The following is a 13,697-nucleotide window of genomic DNA, read 5'->3' on the forward strand; positions in this document are numbered from 1 at the left end:
GAGATCGCCGGTCTCGCGCGCCAGGACCCCCGGATCCGTGCGAGATCGGCGGTCTCGTCCGGTCAGGGGCGGCGCGCCGCGCGATCGGCGACGGCGCGGACGTCGTCGGCCAGCCGGGGCCACAGCGCCCGCGGCAGCTCGTGGCCCATCCCCGGGTGGACGACGAGGCGGGCGCCGGGGACCGCCTCCGCGGTCGCCCGACCGCCCTCCGGCCGGATCACCACGTCGCTGTCGCCGTGCACCACCAGCGTCGGCACGCGCACCGCGGCGAGCGCGGGACGCAGGTCCGGGGCGATCCGCTCGGCGGCGTTCTGCCGCTTGGCCCCCGGGCCGGTGAGGCCGGAGTCGTCGCGGGCCATGGCCACCCGCAGCACCTCCAGGTGGTCCTCCCGCCGGGGCGGGTAGCCGGGCGAGCCGGTGACCTCCTGCATCGCCACCATGGCGTCCGCCATCGCCTCGGGCGTCGTCGCCGGACCGCGCTCCCTCGCCAGCCGCCGCGCCTTCCGGACCAGCGCCAGCACCGTCCGCAGGCGCATCCGGCCGATCCGCGGCGACGGCGTCGACATGACCGACGTCAGCGACAGCACCCGCTCCGGCGCGGACACGGCGAGCTGCTGGGCGATCATCCCGCCGAGTGAGGCGCCCACGACGTGCGCGGCCGGCCAGCCGACGGCGTCCATCACCGCCAGCGCGTCCCCGGCCATGTCGGCCAGCGTGTAGGCGGCCGGCACCCGCGACCAGGCCCGCGCCGGCACCGGCCCGTCGAGGTGGGTGGACAGCCCGACGTCGCGGTTGTCGAAGCGGACGACGTGGAAGCCGCGCGCGGTGAGCTCGGCGCAGAACCCGTCGGGCCAGCCGACCATCTGCGCGCCCAGGCCCATGACCAGCAGCAGCGGCTCACCCCCGGGGTCCCCGAGCACCTCGTAGGCGATGTCGAGCTCGCCGGAACGGGCGGTCAGGATGGTCACGGCTGCCTCCGACGGAGTCGACGAGGATACAGTCGTACCACGAAGGAGGTGCCGATGCCGCGCAGGGTCGACCACGACGAGCGGCGGGCGCACCTCACCGCCGCCCTGCTGCGCATCGCCAGCACCCGCGGGCTGCAGGCGGTGTCGATGCGGGAGGTCGCCGCCGAGGCCGGCGTCTCCCTGCGGGTGGTGCAGTACTACTTCACCGACAAGAGGACGCTGATGCTGTCGGGCGTCACCGAGCTCGCCGCCCGGCTGGACCGGCGGGTGCGCGAGCGGGCGGCCGCCATCGGCACGGGCCTCCCGCCGCGCACGGTGTTCGACGTCGTCCTCGGCGCGATCCTGCCCACCGACGACGACAGCCGGGCCGACCAGCTCGCCTGGACCGCCTACTACGCCGCCGGCCTCACCGACCCCGCCGAGGCGGTCGACGGCCGCTACGCCCCTGACGCGCTCGAGCGCTGGCTCACCGGGGTGCTCACCGAGGCCGTCGAGGCCGGGGACGTGCCGGGTGACGTCGACCCGCGCATCGAGGTGGTCGGCCTGCTCGCGCTCACCAACGGCCTGGTCAGCAGCGTGCTCGGCCAGCAGCGCGACGTCGACGACGCCCTGCGCGTGGTCCGCTACCGCCTCGACCGCCTGTTCGGGACGGGGTGACGACAGAGGCCTAGCGCCAGATCCCGGCGAAGTGGTGCACCGGGCCGTGGCCGGAGCCGATCCCGAGCGACGCCCCGGCCTCCAGCATCCGCTGCAGGTGGTCGCGCGCCTGCTCGACCACCGGCTCCCACCGCCCCGGGCCCCGACACCGCGGGCCACCAGCGCGGTGATCGCCGAGGACAGCGCGCACCCCGTGCCGTGGGTGGCGGTCGTGTCCACCCGCGACCGGCGGGTGACGACGACGCCGTCGGCGGTGGCCAGGACGTCGACGCTCTCCGGCCCGCCGAGGTGGCCACCCTTGGCCAGCACGGCGCCGGGCCCGAGCTCCAGCAGCGCCTCGGCCTGCGCGGCCAGCTCGTCGACCGAGCCGGCCGGCGCCGCGCCGAGCAGCGCCGCCGCCTCCGGCACGTTGGGGGTCACCAGCTCGACCACCGGCAGCAGCTCGGCGCGGACGGCGGCGATCGCGTCGTCGTCCACCAGCCGGTCACCGCTGGTGGCGACCATGACCGGGTCGCACACGACCGGCCCGGCGGCGCGGCCGGCGAGGGCCGCGGCGACCTCGCGGACGACGTCGGCGGTGCCGAGCATGCCGGTCTTGACCGCGTGGACGGTCACGTCGTCGAGCAGCGTGCGGATCTGCTCGCCCACGAACGCCGGGGGCACCGGGTGCACACCGGTGACGCCGCGGGTGTTCTGGGCGGTCAGCGCGGTGAGGACCGCCGTGCCGTAGGCGCCGAGCGCGCTGAAGGTCTTGAGGTCGGCCTGGATGCCGGCGCCGCCGCTGGGGTCGCTGCCGGCCACGGTCAGGGCCACGGGCGTCGTCACCGGGCCTCCCGCAGGGCACGCGCCGCGGCGGCGGGGTCGGGCGCGGCGCAGATCGCGGAGACCACGCAGATGCCGTCGACGCCGGTGAGCAGCGGCGCCCGCCGGGCGTCGATGCCGCCGATCGCCACCGACCGCAGCCCGCCGGCCGCCGCCTCCGCCGCCAGCGCCGCCACGCCCTCGGGGCCCAGGCCGGTGCCGGCGTCGGGCTTGGTGGGCGTGGACCACACCGGCCCGATGCCCACCACGTCGACCGTGCCCGGCGGCAGCGCGAGCGCGACGGCGAGCTCGTCGTCGGACCCCGCGGAGAGCCCGAGCAGCCGGTCGGGGCCGATCAGGGCGCGCACCGCGGCCGCCGGCAGGTCGTCCTGCCCGACGTGCACGCCGTCGGCGCCGGCCAGCAGGGCGACGTCGACGGCGTCGTTGACGAACAGCGCCACGCCCGTGCCGGCCAGGACCTCCCGCACGGCGAGGGTCAGCGCGTACAGCTCGCGCCGCGACGCCGTCTTGTCCCGCACCTGCACCGCGGTCACCCCGCCGGCCACCGCCGCGCGGACCACGTCGGGCACGCCGCGCGGCCCGGCCAGCGCGGTGTCGGTGACCAGGTAGAGCGCCGGGTCGAACGCCGGCCTCACGTGGTCACCTGCGCGGCGGACAGGTCCGTGACGGCGTCGAGCGCGTCGAGCCAGAGCGGGGCGAAGGTGCCCGGACCGGCGGCGACGGCGGCCGCGGCCTCGGCGGCCAGCGCCACGTGCGCGTGCGCGGCGACCGCGCCGGTCATCGGGTCCCCCGTCGCCGCGACGTAGGCCGCGACCAGCGCACCGAGCGCGCAGCCGGCGCCGGTGGTGCGGGTGAGCAGGACCGAGCCGCCGCCGACCCGCACGGTGCGCGTCCCGTCGGTGACGACGTCGACCTCGCCGCTCACCGCGACCACTCCCCCGGTGCGGCCGGCCAGGGCGACGGCGGCGTCGAGCGCCTCGTCGGCCTCGGCCGTCGAGTCGACCCCGCGCCCGCCCGAGCCGGCGCCGGCCAGCGCCATGACCTCGGAGGCGTTGCCGCGCACGACCGCCGGGCGGGACCCGAGCAGCTCGGCGGCCAGCTCGGTGCGGAAGGCCAGGCCCCCGACGGCGACCGGGTCGAGCACCCACGGCGTCCCGGCGGCCGACGCCGCCCGGGCGGCCAGCCGCATCGCCTCCGCCGTCCGCCGGTGCACGGTTCCGACGTTCACGAGCACCGCCGAGGCCACCGCGGCGAAGCCCTCGGCCTCGAGCGGCTCGTCGACCATCGCCGGCGCCGCGCCGACGGCGAGCAGCGCGTTGGCGGTGAGCGTCTGCACGACCGTGTTGGTCAGGCAGTGCACGAGCGGGGCGGCGGCGGACAGCGCCGACCGGGCAGAACTCAACGCAGCGGCATCCACGCCGTGACATCCCTCCGCCAGCATGACCTGGACAGGTTCGACGGGTGTGTTCTCAGCCCGCCGGACGGCGGACACCCCGAGTCACTGGCCGCCGACGGTACCCCAGGCGCTGTCGAAGAAGCCCAGCTCCAGCTCCATCGCCCGCCGGTACGCCCGCCGCACCGCCGGGGTGTCGGCGGCGACCCGGTCGAGCAGCGCCTCCAGCGTGGCGGCCAGGTCCGCGAAGCCGGGGTCGGCGTAGGTGTCCACCCACTCCCGGTACGGCCCGGTCGCGCGGGGGACCAGCGCCCGGCCGAGGTGCGCGTAGAGCCGCATGCACGGCGTCGTCGCCGCGCAGACCTCGCCGACGTCCCCCAGCGCGGCCGTGGCCAGCAGGAACTCGGTGTAGGCGAGCGTCGCCGGCGCCGGGGACACCGCGGCCAGGTCGATCCCCCACCGGGCGGCGTAGCCGTCGTGCAGCCGCAGCTCCTCGCGGACGCCGGCCAGCAGGTCGGCGAGGGCCTCCAGCGTGGCGCGGTCGCGGCTGTGGGCCACCCCGAGGGCGTAGGCGCGGGCGAAGGCCTCGAGGAAGAACGCGTCCTGGGCGACGTAGCCGGCGAACCGGCCGCGCGGCAGGGTGCCGTCGGCGATGCCGGTGACGAACGGGTGGTCCAGCGCGGCGGCGGCGAGGTCGGCGCTCTCCGTCCACAGCCCGGCGGAGAGGGTCACGCGAGCGCCATCCCCCAGAACGCCGTCTCCGCGGCGACCACCTCCAGGAGGACGGCGTCGTCGCGCGGGCCCGTCGCGTCGGCCGCCGCCTCCAGCCCGGCGACGTAGGACGCGAAGCCGGGCACGGTCCAGTGCTCGACGAACGCGCGGTACTCCCCGGCGCCGGGCAGGGCGGACGACCACGCGTCGAGGTAGGTGCGCTCGACGGCCCACAGCGCGGCGAGGGCGGTGCCGACGTCCGCGGCGTCGAGCCGGTACAGCAGGTCCCCGTAGGCGATGGTGGCCGGCAGCTGCGGCGCGTCGAGGTCCAGGCCCCGGTCGGCGGCGACCCGGGTGAACCAGTCGAGCTCCTCGACCAGCGCCACGCACCCGCCGGCCAGCACCGCCTGCGCCGGACGCGGCGCGCGGGCCAGCAGCCGGGCCTGGAAGCGGAGCAGGTCGGCGAGGAAGTGCGCGTCCTGCACCAGCCAGGTGTCGAACGCGGCCGGCGGCAGCGTCCCGTCGCGGACGGCGTCGAGGAACGGATGGCGGGTGGCCCGGCCCCACGCGTCGGCGTGGCGGACGAGCAGGTCGGCGACCGGCACGGCGGGCGACCCTACGCGGTGGTCATAATGGCGCCGCCATGTGCGGGAGCTCGGGGCAACCGGGCTGAGAGGGCGGCTGGACGCGCCGCCGACCGCTGGAACCTGACCGGGTAATGCCGGCGTAGGGAGCGCTCATGAGCACGTCGGACCCTGTCCGTACCCGTCCCGTCCGCCCCCCGGGGGCCGACGCTCCCCTGACCCTCGACCAGGCGCCGCCGCGCACCATGGGCCTGGGCGAGTCCCTCGGCCTGTGGGCCAACCTCGGCATCAGCGTGCTGCTGCCGGTGGCGGCGGTCTTCGTCGTCCTCCCCGGGCGGCCGCTCGCGGTCACCCTGGCCGCCGTCGTCGTCGGTGCGGCGATCGGGGCCGTGCTGCTCGGCGCGGTCGCCGCCGCCGGGGCCCGCGAGGGCGTGCCGGGGATGGTGCTGCTGCGCGGGCTGCTCGGGCGCCGCACCTCCTGGCTGCCCACGGCGTTCAACCTCGTCCAGTGCACCGGCTGGGCGACCTTCGAGATCGTGGTCATCGCCGAGGCCGCGGCCCGGGTCCTCGACGCGCCCCGCTGGCCCTTCGTCGTCGCCGCGGGCGCCCTGGCCACGCTCATGGCGCTCAGGCCCCTCGGCGTCGTCCGGGTGCTGGCCCGGTACGCGGTGTGGGCCGCGCTGGCCGCCGTCGCGTACCTGTACGTGCAGGTCCTGGCCGAGCCGCTGCCCCCGCTCGAGGGCGGCGGGGCGACGTCGTTCTGGACGGCGGCCGACATCGTGATCGCGCTGCCGGTCTCCTGGCTGCCGCTGGCCGCCGACTACACCCGCCACGCGCGCAGCGCCCGGGCCGCGGGGGTCGGCTCCGCGGTCGGGTACGGCGTCGCCACCGTCGTCCTGTTCACCCTGGGCGTGCTGGCGCTGGCCGCCTACGGCAGCGCGGGCACCGACGTCATCGGCGCGCTGCTGGCCGTGCCGCTCGGCGCCGTGGCGGTGCTCGTGCTGGTGTCGGTGGAGCTCGACGAGGCGTTCGCCAACCTCTACTCGACGGCGGTGTCGGCGCAGAACGTCGTCGCCCGGCTGGACCGGCGGGTGCTCGCCGTCGGGGTCGGCGCCGTCGCGACGCTGCTGGCCCTGACCTTCGACGTCGCCGCCTACGAGCCGTTCCTCTTCCTCATCGGCGCGGTGTTCGTGCCGCTGGCCGGCGTCCTGCTCGTGGCCTACTGGCTCACCCCGCGCGGCGGCTGGGACACCTCCGACACCGCGCCGGCCCGGCCGCTGTACCTGCTGCCGTGGCTGGCCGGGTTCGTCGCCTACCAGCTGACCCTCCCCACGTACTTCCCCGGGCCGGGCGCGGGCTGGACGGCCTGGTGGAGCGCGCGGCAGGCCGACCTCGGCATCGACCCGGCCAACGGCTGGTCGGCGTCGCTCGTCGGGCTGGCCGTGGCGGTCGCGCTCACGCTGCCCCTGGTGATCCGGCCGCTGGTCGTGGCCGGCCGCCGCGGGGGGACGACGTCGCGGTGACCGACGTCGCGGTGACCGACGTCGCGGTCGCCGGCGGCGGGCTCGTCGGCCTGGCGGTCGCCTGGCGGGCGGCGCGGCGCGGGCTGTCGGTGACCGTCGTCGACGACGCCCCCGGCGCCGGCGCCTCCGCCGCGGCGGCCGGGATGCTCGCGCCGGTCACCGAGGCCGGCTACCGCGAGGAGCCGCTGCTGCGCCTCGGCCTGGACTCCCTCGCCCGCTGGCCGGCCTTCGCCGCCGAGCTCGAGGCAGCGGCCGGGACGCCGGTCGGCCTGCGCACCGCGGGCACGCTGGTGGTCGGCTTCGACGAGGACGACGTCCGCGAGCTCGGCGTGCTGCACGCCTTCCAGCGGGAGCTGGGCCTGGCCGCGCACCGGCTGACCCCGCGCGAGGCCCGCCGCCGGGAGCCGGCGCTGGCCACCCGGGTGCGCGGCGGGCTGCTGGTCGAGGGCGACCACTCCGTGGACGGCCGGGCCGTGCACGCCGCGCTGCTGGCCGCCGCGCGGGCCGCCGGGGTCGTGCTCGTGCGCGACCGGGTGGCCGGGGTCGTCGTCGACGGTGACCGGGCGACCGGGCTGCGGCTGGCCTCCGGCGGCGCCGTCGCGGCCGGCGCCACGGTGCTCGCGCTGGGCGCGCGCAGCGGGGACCTGCCCGGCGTCCCGCCGCTGCCGGTGCGCCCGGTGAAGGGGCAGGTCCTGCGGCTGGCCGGCGCGGCCGGGCTGCTGGAGGGCACCGTGCGGGCGCTGGTCCGCGGCCGGCAGGTCTACCTGGTCCCCTACGGCGGCGACCGGCTGGTCGTGGGCGCCACCTCCGAGGACCGCGGCTTCGACGCCCGGGTCACGGCCGGCGGCGTGCACGACCTGCTGCACGACGCGATCGACGTCGTCCCGGAGGTCACCGAGCTGGAGCTCACCGAGACGCTGGCCCGCTGGCGGCCGGGCACGCCGGACAACGCGCCGCTGCTCGGCCCCTCGTCGCTGCCCGGGCTGGTGCTGGCCACCGGCCACCACCGCAACGGCGTCCTGCTCACCCCGGTCACCGCCGAGGTCACCGCCGAGCTGCTGGCCACCGGCGCCCTGCCCGCGGTGGCCGCCCCCTTCACCGCCGACCGCTTCGAGAGGAGCCCCGCTTGGAGCTGACCGTCAACGGCGCCCCGGCCGAGCTGGCCGAGGACGCGACCGTGGCCGACCTGGTCGCCGCCCGCGCGGCCGGCCACGACCGCGTGGCCGTGGCCCGCAACGGCGACGTCGTCCCCCGCAGCAGCTGGGCGGCGACCCGGCTGGCCCCCGGCGACGCCGTCGAGGTGCTCGCCCCGACCGCAGGAGGCTGACCGTGCTGGATGACCCCCCTGCCCCCCACCGCTCGCAGGCTCGCGGCGGGCCCCTGCACGGGAGCCAGGAGGACCGGACCGAAGGCCGCCCCCAGGACCTCGCACCGGCGCCGGCGCGCGAGGAGGCCAGCGACCCGTTCGTGCTCGGCGGCGAGACGTTCACCTCGCGGCTGCTGCTCGGCACCGGCGGCGTGCCGAGCCTGGAGGCGCTCGAGGCCGCGGTGCGCGCCTCCGGCACCCAGCTGGTGACCGTGGCGCTGAGACGCGTGGAGGCGTCCGCGACCGGCTCGATGATGCAGGTCCTCGACCGCGCCGGCGTGCGGCTGCTGCCCAACACCGCCGGGTGCATGACCGCGCGCGAGGCGGTGCGCACCGCCCGGCTGGGCCGGGAGGCGTTCGGCACCGACTGGGTCAAGCTCGAGGTCATCGGCGACGACCGCACGCTGCTCCCCGACGCCGTCGAGCTGCTCGACGCCGCCGAGCAGCTGGTGGCCGAGGGCTTCACCGTGCTCGCCTACACCACCGACGACCCGGTGCTGGGCCGCCGCCTGGCCGACGCCGGCTGTGCGGCGGTCATGCCGCTGGGCTCGCCGATCGGCAGCGGGCTGGGCATCCGCAACCCGCACAACGTCGCGCTGCTGCGGGAGGCCGTCGAGGTCCCCGTGGTCCTCGACGCCGGCATCGGCACCGCGTCGGACGCCGCGCTCGCCATGGAGCTCGGCTGCGACGCCGTCCTGCTCGCCTCCGCCGTCACCCGTGCCCGCGACCCCGAGCGGATGGCGCTGGCCATGCGCCGAGCGGTCGAGGGCGGGCGGCTGGCGAGGCTCGCCGGGCGGATCCCGCGCCGCTGGCACGCCGAGGCCTCGACGTCCTTCGAGGGGCTGCCCGCGCTGTGACCGTCCCCCGCCTGCTCGTCGTCACCGACCGCACGCAGGCGGCCCGCCCGCTGGCCGACGTGGTGGCCGGCGCCGTGGCGGCCGGCGCCCGGGCGGTGCTGCTGCGTGACAAGGACCTGTCCACCGCCGACCGCACCGCGCTGGCGCGCGACCTGCGGGCCGTGCTCGACCCCGTGGGCGGGCTGCTGGTCTGGGGCGGGGCGGCGTCCGCGCCGGCCGGGCTGCCGGTGCACCTGTCGGCCGCCGACCCGTTCCCCGCCGCCCGCCCGCCGCTGGTGGGCCGCTCCTGCCACTCCGCCGCCGAGCTGGCCCGGGCGGCGGCCGAGGGCTGCGACTGGGTGACGCTGTCCCCGTACGCCCCGACCGCGTCCAAGCCCGGTCACGGCCCGGCGCTCGGCCCGGCGGGGCTGGCGGCGCTGGTCCGGGCGCCCCGCCGGTGCTCGCGCTCGGCGGCGTGCGCCCCGGCGACGTGGCCGACTGCCTCGCCGCCGGGGCGTCCGGGATCGCCGTCATGGGGCCGGCGATGCGCGACCCCGCCGTCGTCGCCGACTACCGCGCCGCGCTGGCCGCCGCCTCCCGCACCTGAGCCGGCCGGCCCGGCCGGCCGGGCAGCACCAGGTTCAGCACCACGGCGACGGCGGCCGCGACGACGATCCCCGAGTCGAACAGCGCGCCCCACTGGCCGGTGACCCGGTCGAGCGCGGCGGGCGCCGAGGCGATGCCGCGGCCCAGCGCCAGCGACAGCGCGACGATCAGCAGCGACCGGGTGTCCAGGCCGTCCTTGGCCAGCATCTGCACGCCGATCGCGCACACCATGCCGAACAGCACGAGCACGCCCCCGCCGAGCACCGCGGGCGGGATGGCGGCCAGCACCGCGGCCACCTGCGGCAGCAGTGCCAGCCCGACGAGCACCAGCGCGCCGAGGGTGACCACGTGCCGGCTCATCTGCCTGGTCAGGGCCACCAGGCCGATGTTCTGGCTGAACATCGTCGTCGGCAGGGCCCCGAAGACACCGCCGAGCACCGCGCTGCCGCCCTCGGCGAGGATCCCGCCGCGCAGCTCCCGCGTGGTGGCCGGCCGCCCGGCGCCGCCCTCGGTGACGGCGTGCACGGTGCCCACCGAGTCGACCATGTTGACCACCCCGACGACCGCCATCGACAGCACGGCCACCAGCGGGAAGGACAGCCCGAACTCGAACGGCAGCGGCACGGCGACCAGCGGCCGGTCGCCCACGCCGGAGAGGTCGAGGAGACCGAACGGGATGGCCACCAGGTAGCCGACCACGACGGCGACGAGCACCGAGGCGGTGCACAGCAGCCCGCGGCAGAACTGGTTGAGCGCCACGGCCAGCAGGCAGACCAGCGCGGCGATGCCCAGGTTCACCGGCGAGCCGAAGTCCGGCGAGTTCGCGCCGCCGGCGGCCAGGGTCAGGCCGCTGGGCAGCAGGCCCAGGCCGATGACCAGGATGATCGTGCCGGTCACCACCGGCGGGAACAGCGCGACCACCCGGTGGATGCCCAGCGCGATGGCCACCTGCACGGCGGCGGTGACCAGCACCCCGCCGAGGACCGCCGACAGGCCGTGCTCCTCGGCCAGCGGGACGGCGACGGCGATGAACGCGAAGCCCGACCCCATCATCAGCGGCAGCCGGCTGCCCACCGGGCCGATGCCGACGGTCTGCAGCAGGGTGGCCAGGCCCGCGCACAGCAGCGCCGCCTGCACCAGCAGGGTGGCCTCGCCGGTGGTGGCGCCGACGACCCCGGCGAGCAGGATCGCCGGGGTCAGGTTCGAGGTGAACATCGCCAGGACGTGCTGCAGCCCGAGGGGGACGGCCACGCGCCACGGCGGTCGCGCGTCGGGGTCGGTGGGGTCCTGCGAGGCGGGCGCGGCGGTGCGCGTCCGCGGGGGAGAGAGGGCCATTCGGAGGGTCTCCTCGGGCGGGGACGTCGGTACCCCGAGCACGCTCCCGGTCCCGTGTTCCGGAGCCGTGACGACGACGTTCCGGCTCCCCGCCTGTGACGCTGCTCGCAGCGGCGTTTACCGACCACGCCCGCGAGCCATACGCAGGTGTTCGACTTCGCGCGCCCGAGACGGGGGCACGACCACGGGGAGCCACTGCGTGACACGAGGACCAGCCGCGCCCGGCTGGCCGTCGGCGTCACCCCCACCCGGGTGCGACTGGCTGTCCTGGGAGCTCTCCGACGTCGCCGAGCTGCCCCGCGTGCGCGAGGAGCTGCGCCGGTCACCGGTGGTGGACGGCACCGCCGACCTGCGCGACCGGCTGGTGCTCGTGCTCGACGAGATGGCCTCCAACGCGCTCCGCCACGGCGGCGGCTGCGTCGAGGCCGCGGTCCGGCGCACCGGGGACGCCTTCCTCGTCGCGGTCTCCGACGGAGACGCCCGCACCCCGCCGACCCCCGCGGTCGACCGCGACCCCTCCGAGGGCGGCCTGGGTCTCTACCTCATCGCCGAGCTGTCGACGGCGCACGGCTGGTACGCCGACGGCACCGCCAAGACCGTCTGGGCGGTCCTGCCCCCGCTCTGACCCCGTGGTGAGGTGCTGGAACGGCCTCCTTGCAGCGTCCCGCGCCGAGCCCGCGAGGCGCGGGGGCAAGGAGGTCCTTCTACTGGGGGTGCAGGCGGACCGCGACCAGGGCGACGTCGTCCTGGAGTCCCTCGGGGCGCAGCCGGGCGACCAGCGCGTCGCACAGCCGGTCCAGCGGGAGGTCGGCGAGGCGGGCCAGCGCCGTCCGCAGCAGCGCGATGCCGTCGTCGAGCAGCAGGTCCCGGCCCTCGACCAGCCCGTCGGTGTAGAGCAGCAGCGTGGACCCGCGCGGCACCTCCACCGCCGCCGACGTCCGGGAGGCGCCCGGGTCGACGCCGAGCATGAGCTGCCCGCGCTCGGTGCCCAGCGCACGCACCTCGCCGCCGGGGAGGAGCAGCAGCGGCGGCGGGTGCCCGGCGTTGGACCAGCGCAGCGTCGTCGTCCCGGCGGCCCGCTGCTCCGGTGTCTGCTCGACCCGCGCGACCACCGCGGTCGCCAGGGAGCCCATGCGCAGCGCGTCGACGGCGGCGTCGAGCTCGGCGAGGACGGCGTCGGGCGGGACGTCACCGCGGTGGGCGATGCCGCGCAGCATGCCGCGCAGCTGGCCCATGGTCGCGGCCGCCTCGATGTCGTGGCCGACGACGTCGCCGATGACGAGCACCGTGGCGCCGTCGGGCTGCAGGAAGGCGTCGTACCAGTCGCCGCCGACCTGGGCGACCTCCACCGCCGGCTGGTACCGCACGACGATCTCGGCGTCGTCGGGCTGCGGCGGCGCGGTGAGCATGCTGCGCTGCAGCGCCTCGGCCAGCCGCCGCTGCTGGTCGAACAGCCGCGCGTTGTCCAGCGCGAGCGCCACGCGGTCGGCGACCTCGCGCGCGGTCGCCACCTCCTCGGCGTTCGCGGCCGGCCGGCCGGCGCCGCGGTAGACGCTCAGCGCGCCGAGCGTGCGCCCGCGGGCCAGCAGCGGCTGCGTGACCGCCGTCCGCGGGGCCAGGGCGTCGAAGGCGTCGCGCACCTCGCCCTCGGGCAGCGTGGGGCGGATGGCGCCCGGGACGTCGGCGACGGTGAGCAGCCGGCCGGACTGCAGGGCCCGCAGCACCGGCGCGTCGGCGGGCACCGAGGCCAGCCGCAGGCCGGCGTAGGCGGCGGCGGTGGCCCGCAGGGCGGGGTCCCGGTGCCAGCTCGCGACGTCGCGCATCCGGCCGTCCTCGCCGGTGGACAGCGTGAGGATCACCCAGTCGCCCAGCACCGGGACGACGGCCTCGGCGACCCGCTGCAGCGCCGGCTCCTCCCCGCCGCCGGAGCCCAGCGACGCCGACATGATCGCGCTGACCTCGGCGACCAGGGCGAGGCGGGCGGCGCTGTCGCGGGCCCGCTGCTCGGCGGCGCGCCGCTCGGTGACGTCGAGGAAGTAGACCGACAGCCCGTCGGGCCCCGGCCAGGCGCGGACCTCGTACCAGGCGTCCAGCGGCGGCGGGTAGTGCGCCTCGAAGACCCGCTCCTCGCCGCGGTCCATGGCCGCGCGGTAGTTGACCTCGAAGTCGCTGCCGACGGCGGCCGGGAACAGCTCCCAGATGCCGCCGCCGAGGAGCTCGTCGCGGGTGCGGTGCAGCACCCGCTCGGCCTCGGCGTTGACGTAGGTGAAGCGCCACTCGCGGTCGAGGGCGAAGAACGCCGAGCGCATCGTCTCCAGGACGCGGGACACGCGGGCGTCGCCCTCGCGCAGGCGGGTGGTGTCGATGCCGGCGCCCAGCAGCCGGACCGCCGTCCCGCGGTCGTCGGCCAGCGCGCGGCCGCGGCCCTGCACCCAGCGGGTCTCACCGGAGGGCAGGACCACGCGGAACTCGGCGTCGTAGGTGCCGCAGGTCTCGATGGCCTCCTGCAGGGCGCCCAGCGTCCGCTCCCGGTCGTCGGGGTGCAGCCGGGCGGCGAAGGCCCCGATGGTCTCGTCGAAGCCGCCGGTGTCGTAGCCGAAGATCGCCAGGAGCTGGTCGTCCCAGGACAGCGTCCCGGACACGAGGTCCCAGTCGAAGCTGCCGATGCCCGCCGCGTCGATCGCCAGCTCGAACCGCAGCCGGCTGACCTCGGGGTCGTCGGGGAGCGCGGAGAGCGGACGGGGCGCCGTTCCCGGCGACCCCGGACGCTGCTCGGGGACGGTCACGGGGAGCGGGGTCCATTCGTACGGGAGCGGTGGTCCGTCGTCCTTTCTCCCACGCCGGGGCGGGGGACCACAACCGGTGTGCCGGAGTCGACACCGGGTGCGGACACGCC

General features: G+C 77.4%; 14 protein-coding genes, 2 pseudogenes and 1 riboswitch. Of the genes and pseudogenes, 8 read left to right on the plus strand and 8 right to left on the minus strand.

The genetic code is table 11. The annotated features are described in order from the left end of the window. Positions 1–62: 62 nt before the first annotated feature. Positions 63–968, minus strand: coding sequence for an alpha/beta fold hydrolase (locus tag JD79_RS06060; RefSeq protein ID WP_211307885.1), 906 nt, complete (start codon positions 966–968; stop codon positions 63–65). Positions 969–1,022: 54 nt separating this feature from the next. On the opposite strand from JD79_RS06060, the gene JD79_RS06065 reads away from it, so the two are divergent. Then, the gene (locus JD79_RS06065; protein ID WP_110004791.1) at positions 1,023–1,625 is read left to right on the plus strand and encodes a TetR/AcrR family transcriptional regulator; all 603 of its coding nucleotides are present in this window, start codon (positions 1,023–1,025) and stop codon (positions 1,623–1,625) included. Between the two features lie 204 nt (positions 1,626–1,829). Here JD79_RS06065 and thiD read toward each other — a convergent pair. The 5 genes and pseudogenes from thiD to JD79_RS06090 form a co-directional block, all read right to left on the minus strand. After that, positions 1,830–2,450, minus strand: a pseudogene (gene thiD, locus JD79_RS06070) (bifunctional hydroxymethylpyrimidine kinase/phosphomethylpyrimidine kinase); the annotation flags it as partial. After that, positions 2,447–3,082: a thiamine phosphate synthase gene (gene thiE, locus JD79_RS06075; protein WP_110004792.1), complete on the minus strand. Its 636-nt coding sequence runs from the start codon at positions 3,080–3,082 to the stop codon at positions 2,447–2,449. The gene thiE and the pseudogene thiD, both read right to left, overlap by 4 nt. After that, positions 3,079–3,849, minus strand: a complete 771-nt coding sequence (thiM, locus tag JD79_RS06080; RefSeq protein ID WP_245899794.1) for a hydroxyethylthiazole kinase — start codon at positions 3,847–3,849, stop codon at positions 3,079–3,081. The genes thiE and thiM overlap by 4 nt, the downstream gene beginning before the upstream one ends. Positions 3,850–3,856: 7 nt before the next feature. Beyond that, positions 3,857–3,953, minus strand: a riboswitch (TPP riboswitch). Continuing rightward, positions 3,946–4,572, minus strand: coding sequence for a TenA family protein (locus tag JD79_RS06085; protein ID WP_110004794.1), 627 nt, complete (start codon positions 4,570–4,572; stop codon positions 3,946–3,948). (Overlaps the previous riboswitch by 8 nt.) Further along, positions 4,569–5,156: a TenA family protein gene (locus tag JD79_RS06090; RefSeq protein WP_110004795.1), complete on the minus strand. Its 588-nt coding sequence runs from the start codon at positions 5,154–5,156 to the stop codon at positions 4,569–4,571. The genes JD79_RS06085 and JD79_RS06090 overlap by 4 nt, the downstream gene beginning before the upstream one ends. 134 nt (positions 5,157–5,290) lie before the next feature. Between JD79_RS06090 and JD79_RS06095 the strand changes: the two genes are divergently transcribed. The 6 genes and pseudogenes from JD79_RS06095 to JD79_RS24195 all read left to right on the plus strand — a co-directional run bounded on the left by JD79_RS06095 (position 5,291) and on the right by JD79_RS24195 (position 9,467). Next, complete coding sequence (locus JD79_RS06095; RefSeq protein ID WP_110004796.1) at positions 5,291–6,658, plus strand: purine-cytosine permease family protein; 1,368 nt, start codon at positions 5,291–5,293, stop codon at positions 6,656–6,658. Continuing rightward, positions 6,655–7,794 (plus strand): glycine oxidase ThiO, encoded by a 1,140-nt coding sequence (gene thiO / locus JD79_RS06100; RefSeq protein ID WP_245899796.1) that lies wholly within the window; start codon positions 6,655–6,657, stop codon positions 7,792–7,794. The genes JD79_RS06095 and thiO overlap by 4 nt, the downstream gene beginning before the upstream one ends. Further along, the gene (gene thiS, locus JD79_RS06105) at positions 7,785–7,985 is read left to right on the plus strand and encodes a sulfur carrier protein ThiS (RefSeq protein ID WP_110004797.1); all 201 of its coding nucleotides are present in this window, start codon (positions 7,785–7,787) and stop codon (positions 7,983–7,985) included. The genes thiO and thiS overlap by 10 nt, the downstream gene beginning before the upstream one ends. 2 nt (positions 7,986–7,987) lie before the next feature. After that, a complete protein-coding gene (locus tag JD79_RS06110) occupies positions 7,988–8,881 on the plus strand; it encodes a thiazole synthase (protein ID WP_281270284.1) in 894 nt (297 codons plus the stop codon). A 62-nt stretch (positions 8,882–8,943) separates the two neighbouring features. Then, a pseudogene (locus tag JD79_RS23525) lies at positions 8,944–9,246 on the plus strand (thiamine phosphate synthase); the annotation flags it as partial. 89 nt (positions 9,247–9,335) lie between these two features. Beyond that, complete coding sequence (locus JD79_RS24195) at positions 9,336–9,467, plus strand: hypothetical protein (protein ID WP_281270360.1); 132 nt, start codon at positions 9,336–9,338, stop codon at positions 9,465–9,467. On the opposite strand, the gene JD79_RS06120 is transcribed toward JD79_RS24195, so the two are convergent. Next, a complete protein-coding gene (locus JD79_RS06120) occupies positions 9,431–10,801 on the minus strand; it encodes a uracil-xanthine permease family protein (RefSeq protein WP_110004798.1) in 1,371 nt (456 codons plus the stop codon). The two genes, JD79_RS24195 and JD79_RS06120, sit on opposite strands and share 37 nt — an antisense overlap. A gap of 199 nt (positions 10,802–11,000) precedes the next feature. Here JD79_RS06120 and JD79_RS06125 point away from each other — a divergent pair, with 199 nt between their 5' ends. Continuing rightward, the gene (locus JD79_RS06125) at positions 11,001–11,426 is read left to right on the plus strand and encodes an ATP-binding protein (RefSeq protein ID WP_110004799.1); all 426 of its coding nucleotides are present in this window, start codon (positions 11,001–11,003) and stop codon (positions 11,424–11,426) included. A gap of 79 nt (positions 11,427–11,505) precedes the next feature. On the opposite strand, the gene JD79_RS06130 is transcribed toward JD79_RS06125, so the two are convergent. Further along, positions 11,506–13,587 (minus strand): SpoIIE family protein phosphatase, encoded by a 2,082-nt coding sequence (locus JD79_RS06130; protein WP_110004800.1) that lies wholly within the window; start codon positions 13,585–13,587, stop codon positions 11,506–11,508. Positions 13,588–13,697: the final 110 nt, after the last annotated feature.

Origin of the sequence: Geodermatophilus normandii, from assembly GCF_003182485.1 — a bacterium.
Classification (GTDB): Bacteria; Actinomycetota; Actinomycetes; order Mycobacteriales; family Geodermatophilaceae; genus Geodermatophilus; species Geodermatophilus normandii.

What these genes read in the sequence shown, in the direction of transcription:
- JD79_RS06095 (WP_110004796.1), top strand. Translation starts at nt 5,291, where the DNA reads ATGAGCACGTCGGACCCTGTCCGTACCCGTCCCGTCCGCCCCCCGGGG.
- JD79_RS06065 (WP_110004791.1), top strand. Translation starts at nt 1,023, where the DNA reads ATGCCGCGCAGGGTCGACCACGACGAGCGGCGGGCGCACCTCACCGCC.
- JD79_RS06120 (WP_110004798.1), bottom strand. Translation starts at nt 10,801, where the DNA reads ATGGCCCTCTCTCCCCCGCGGACGCGCACCGCCGCGCCCGCCTCGCAG.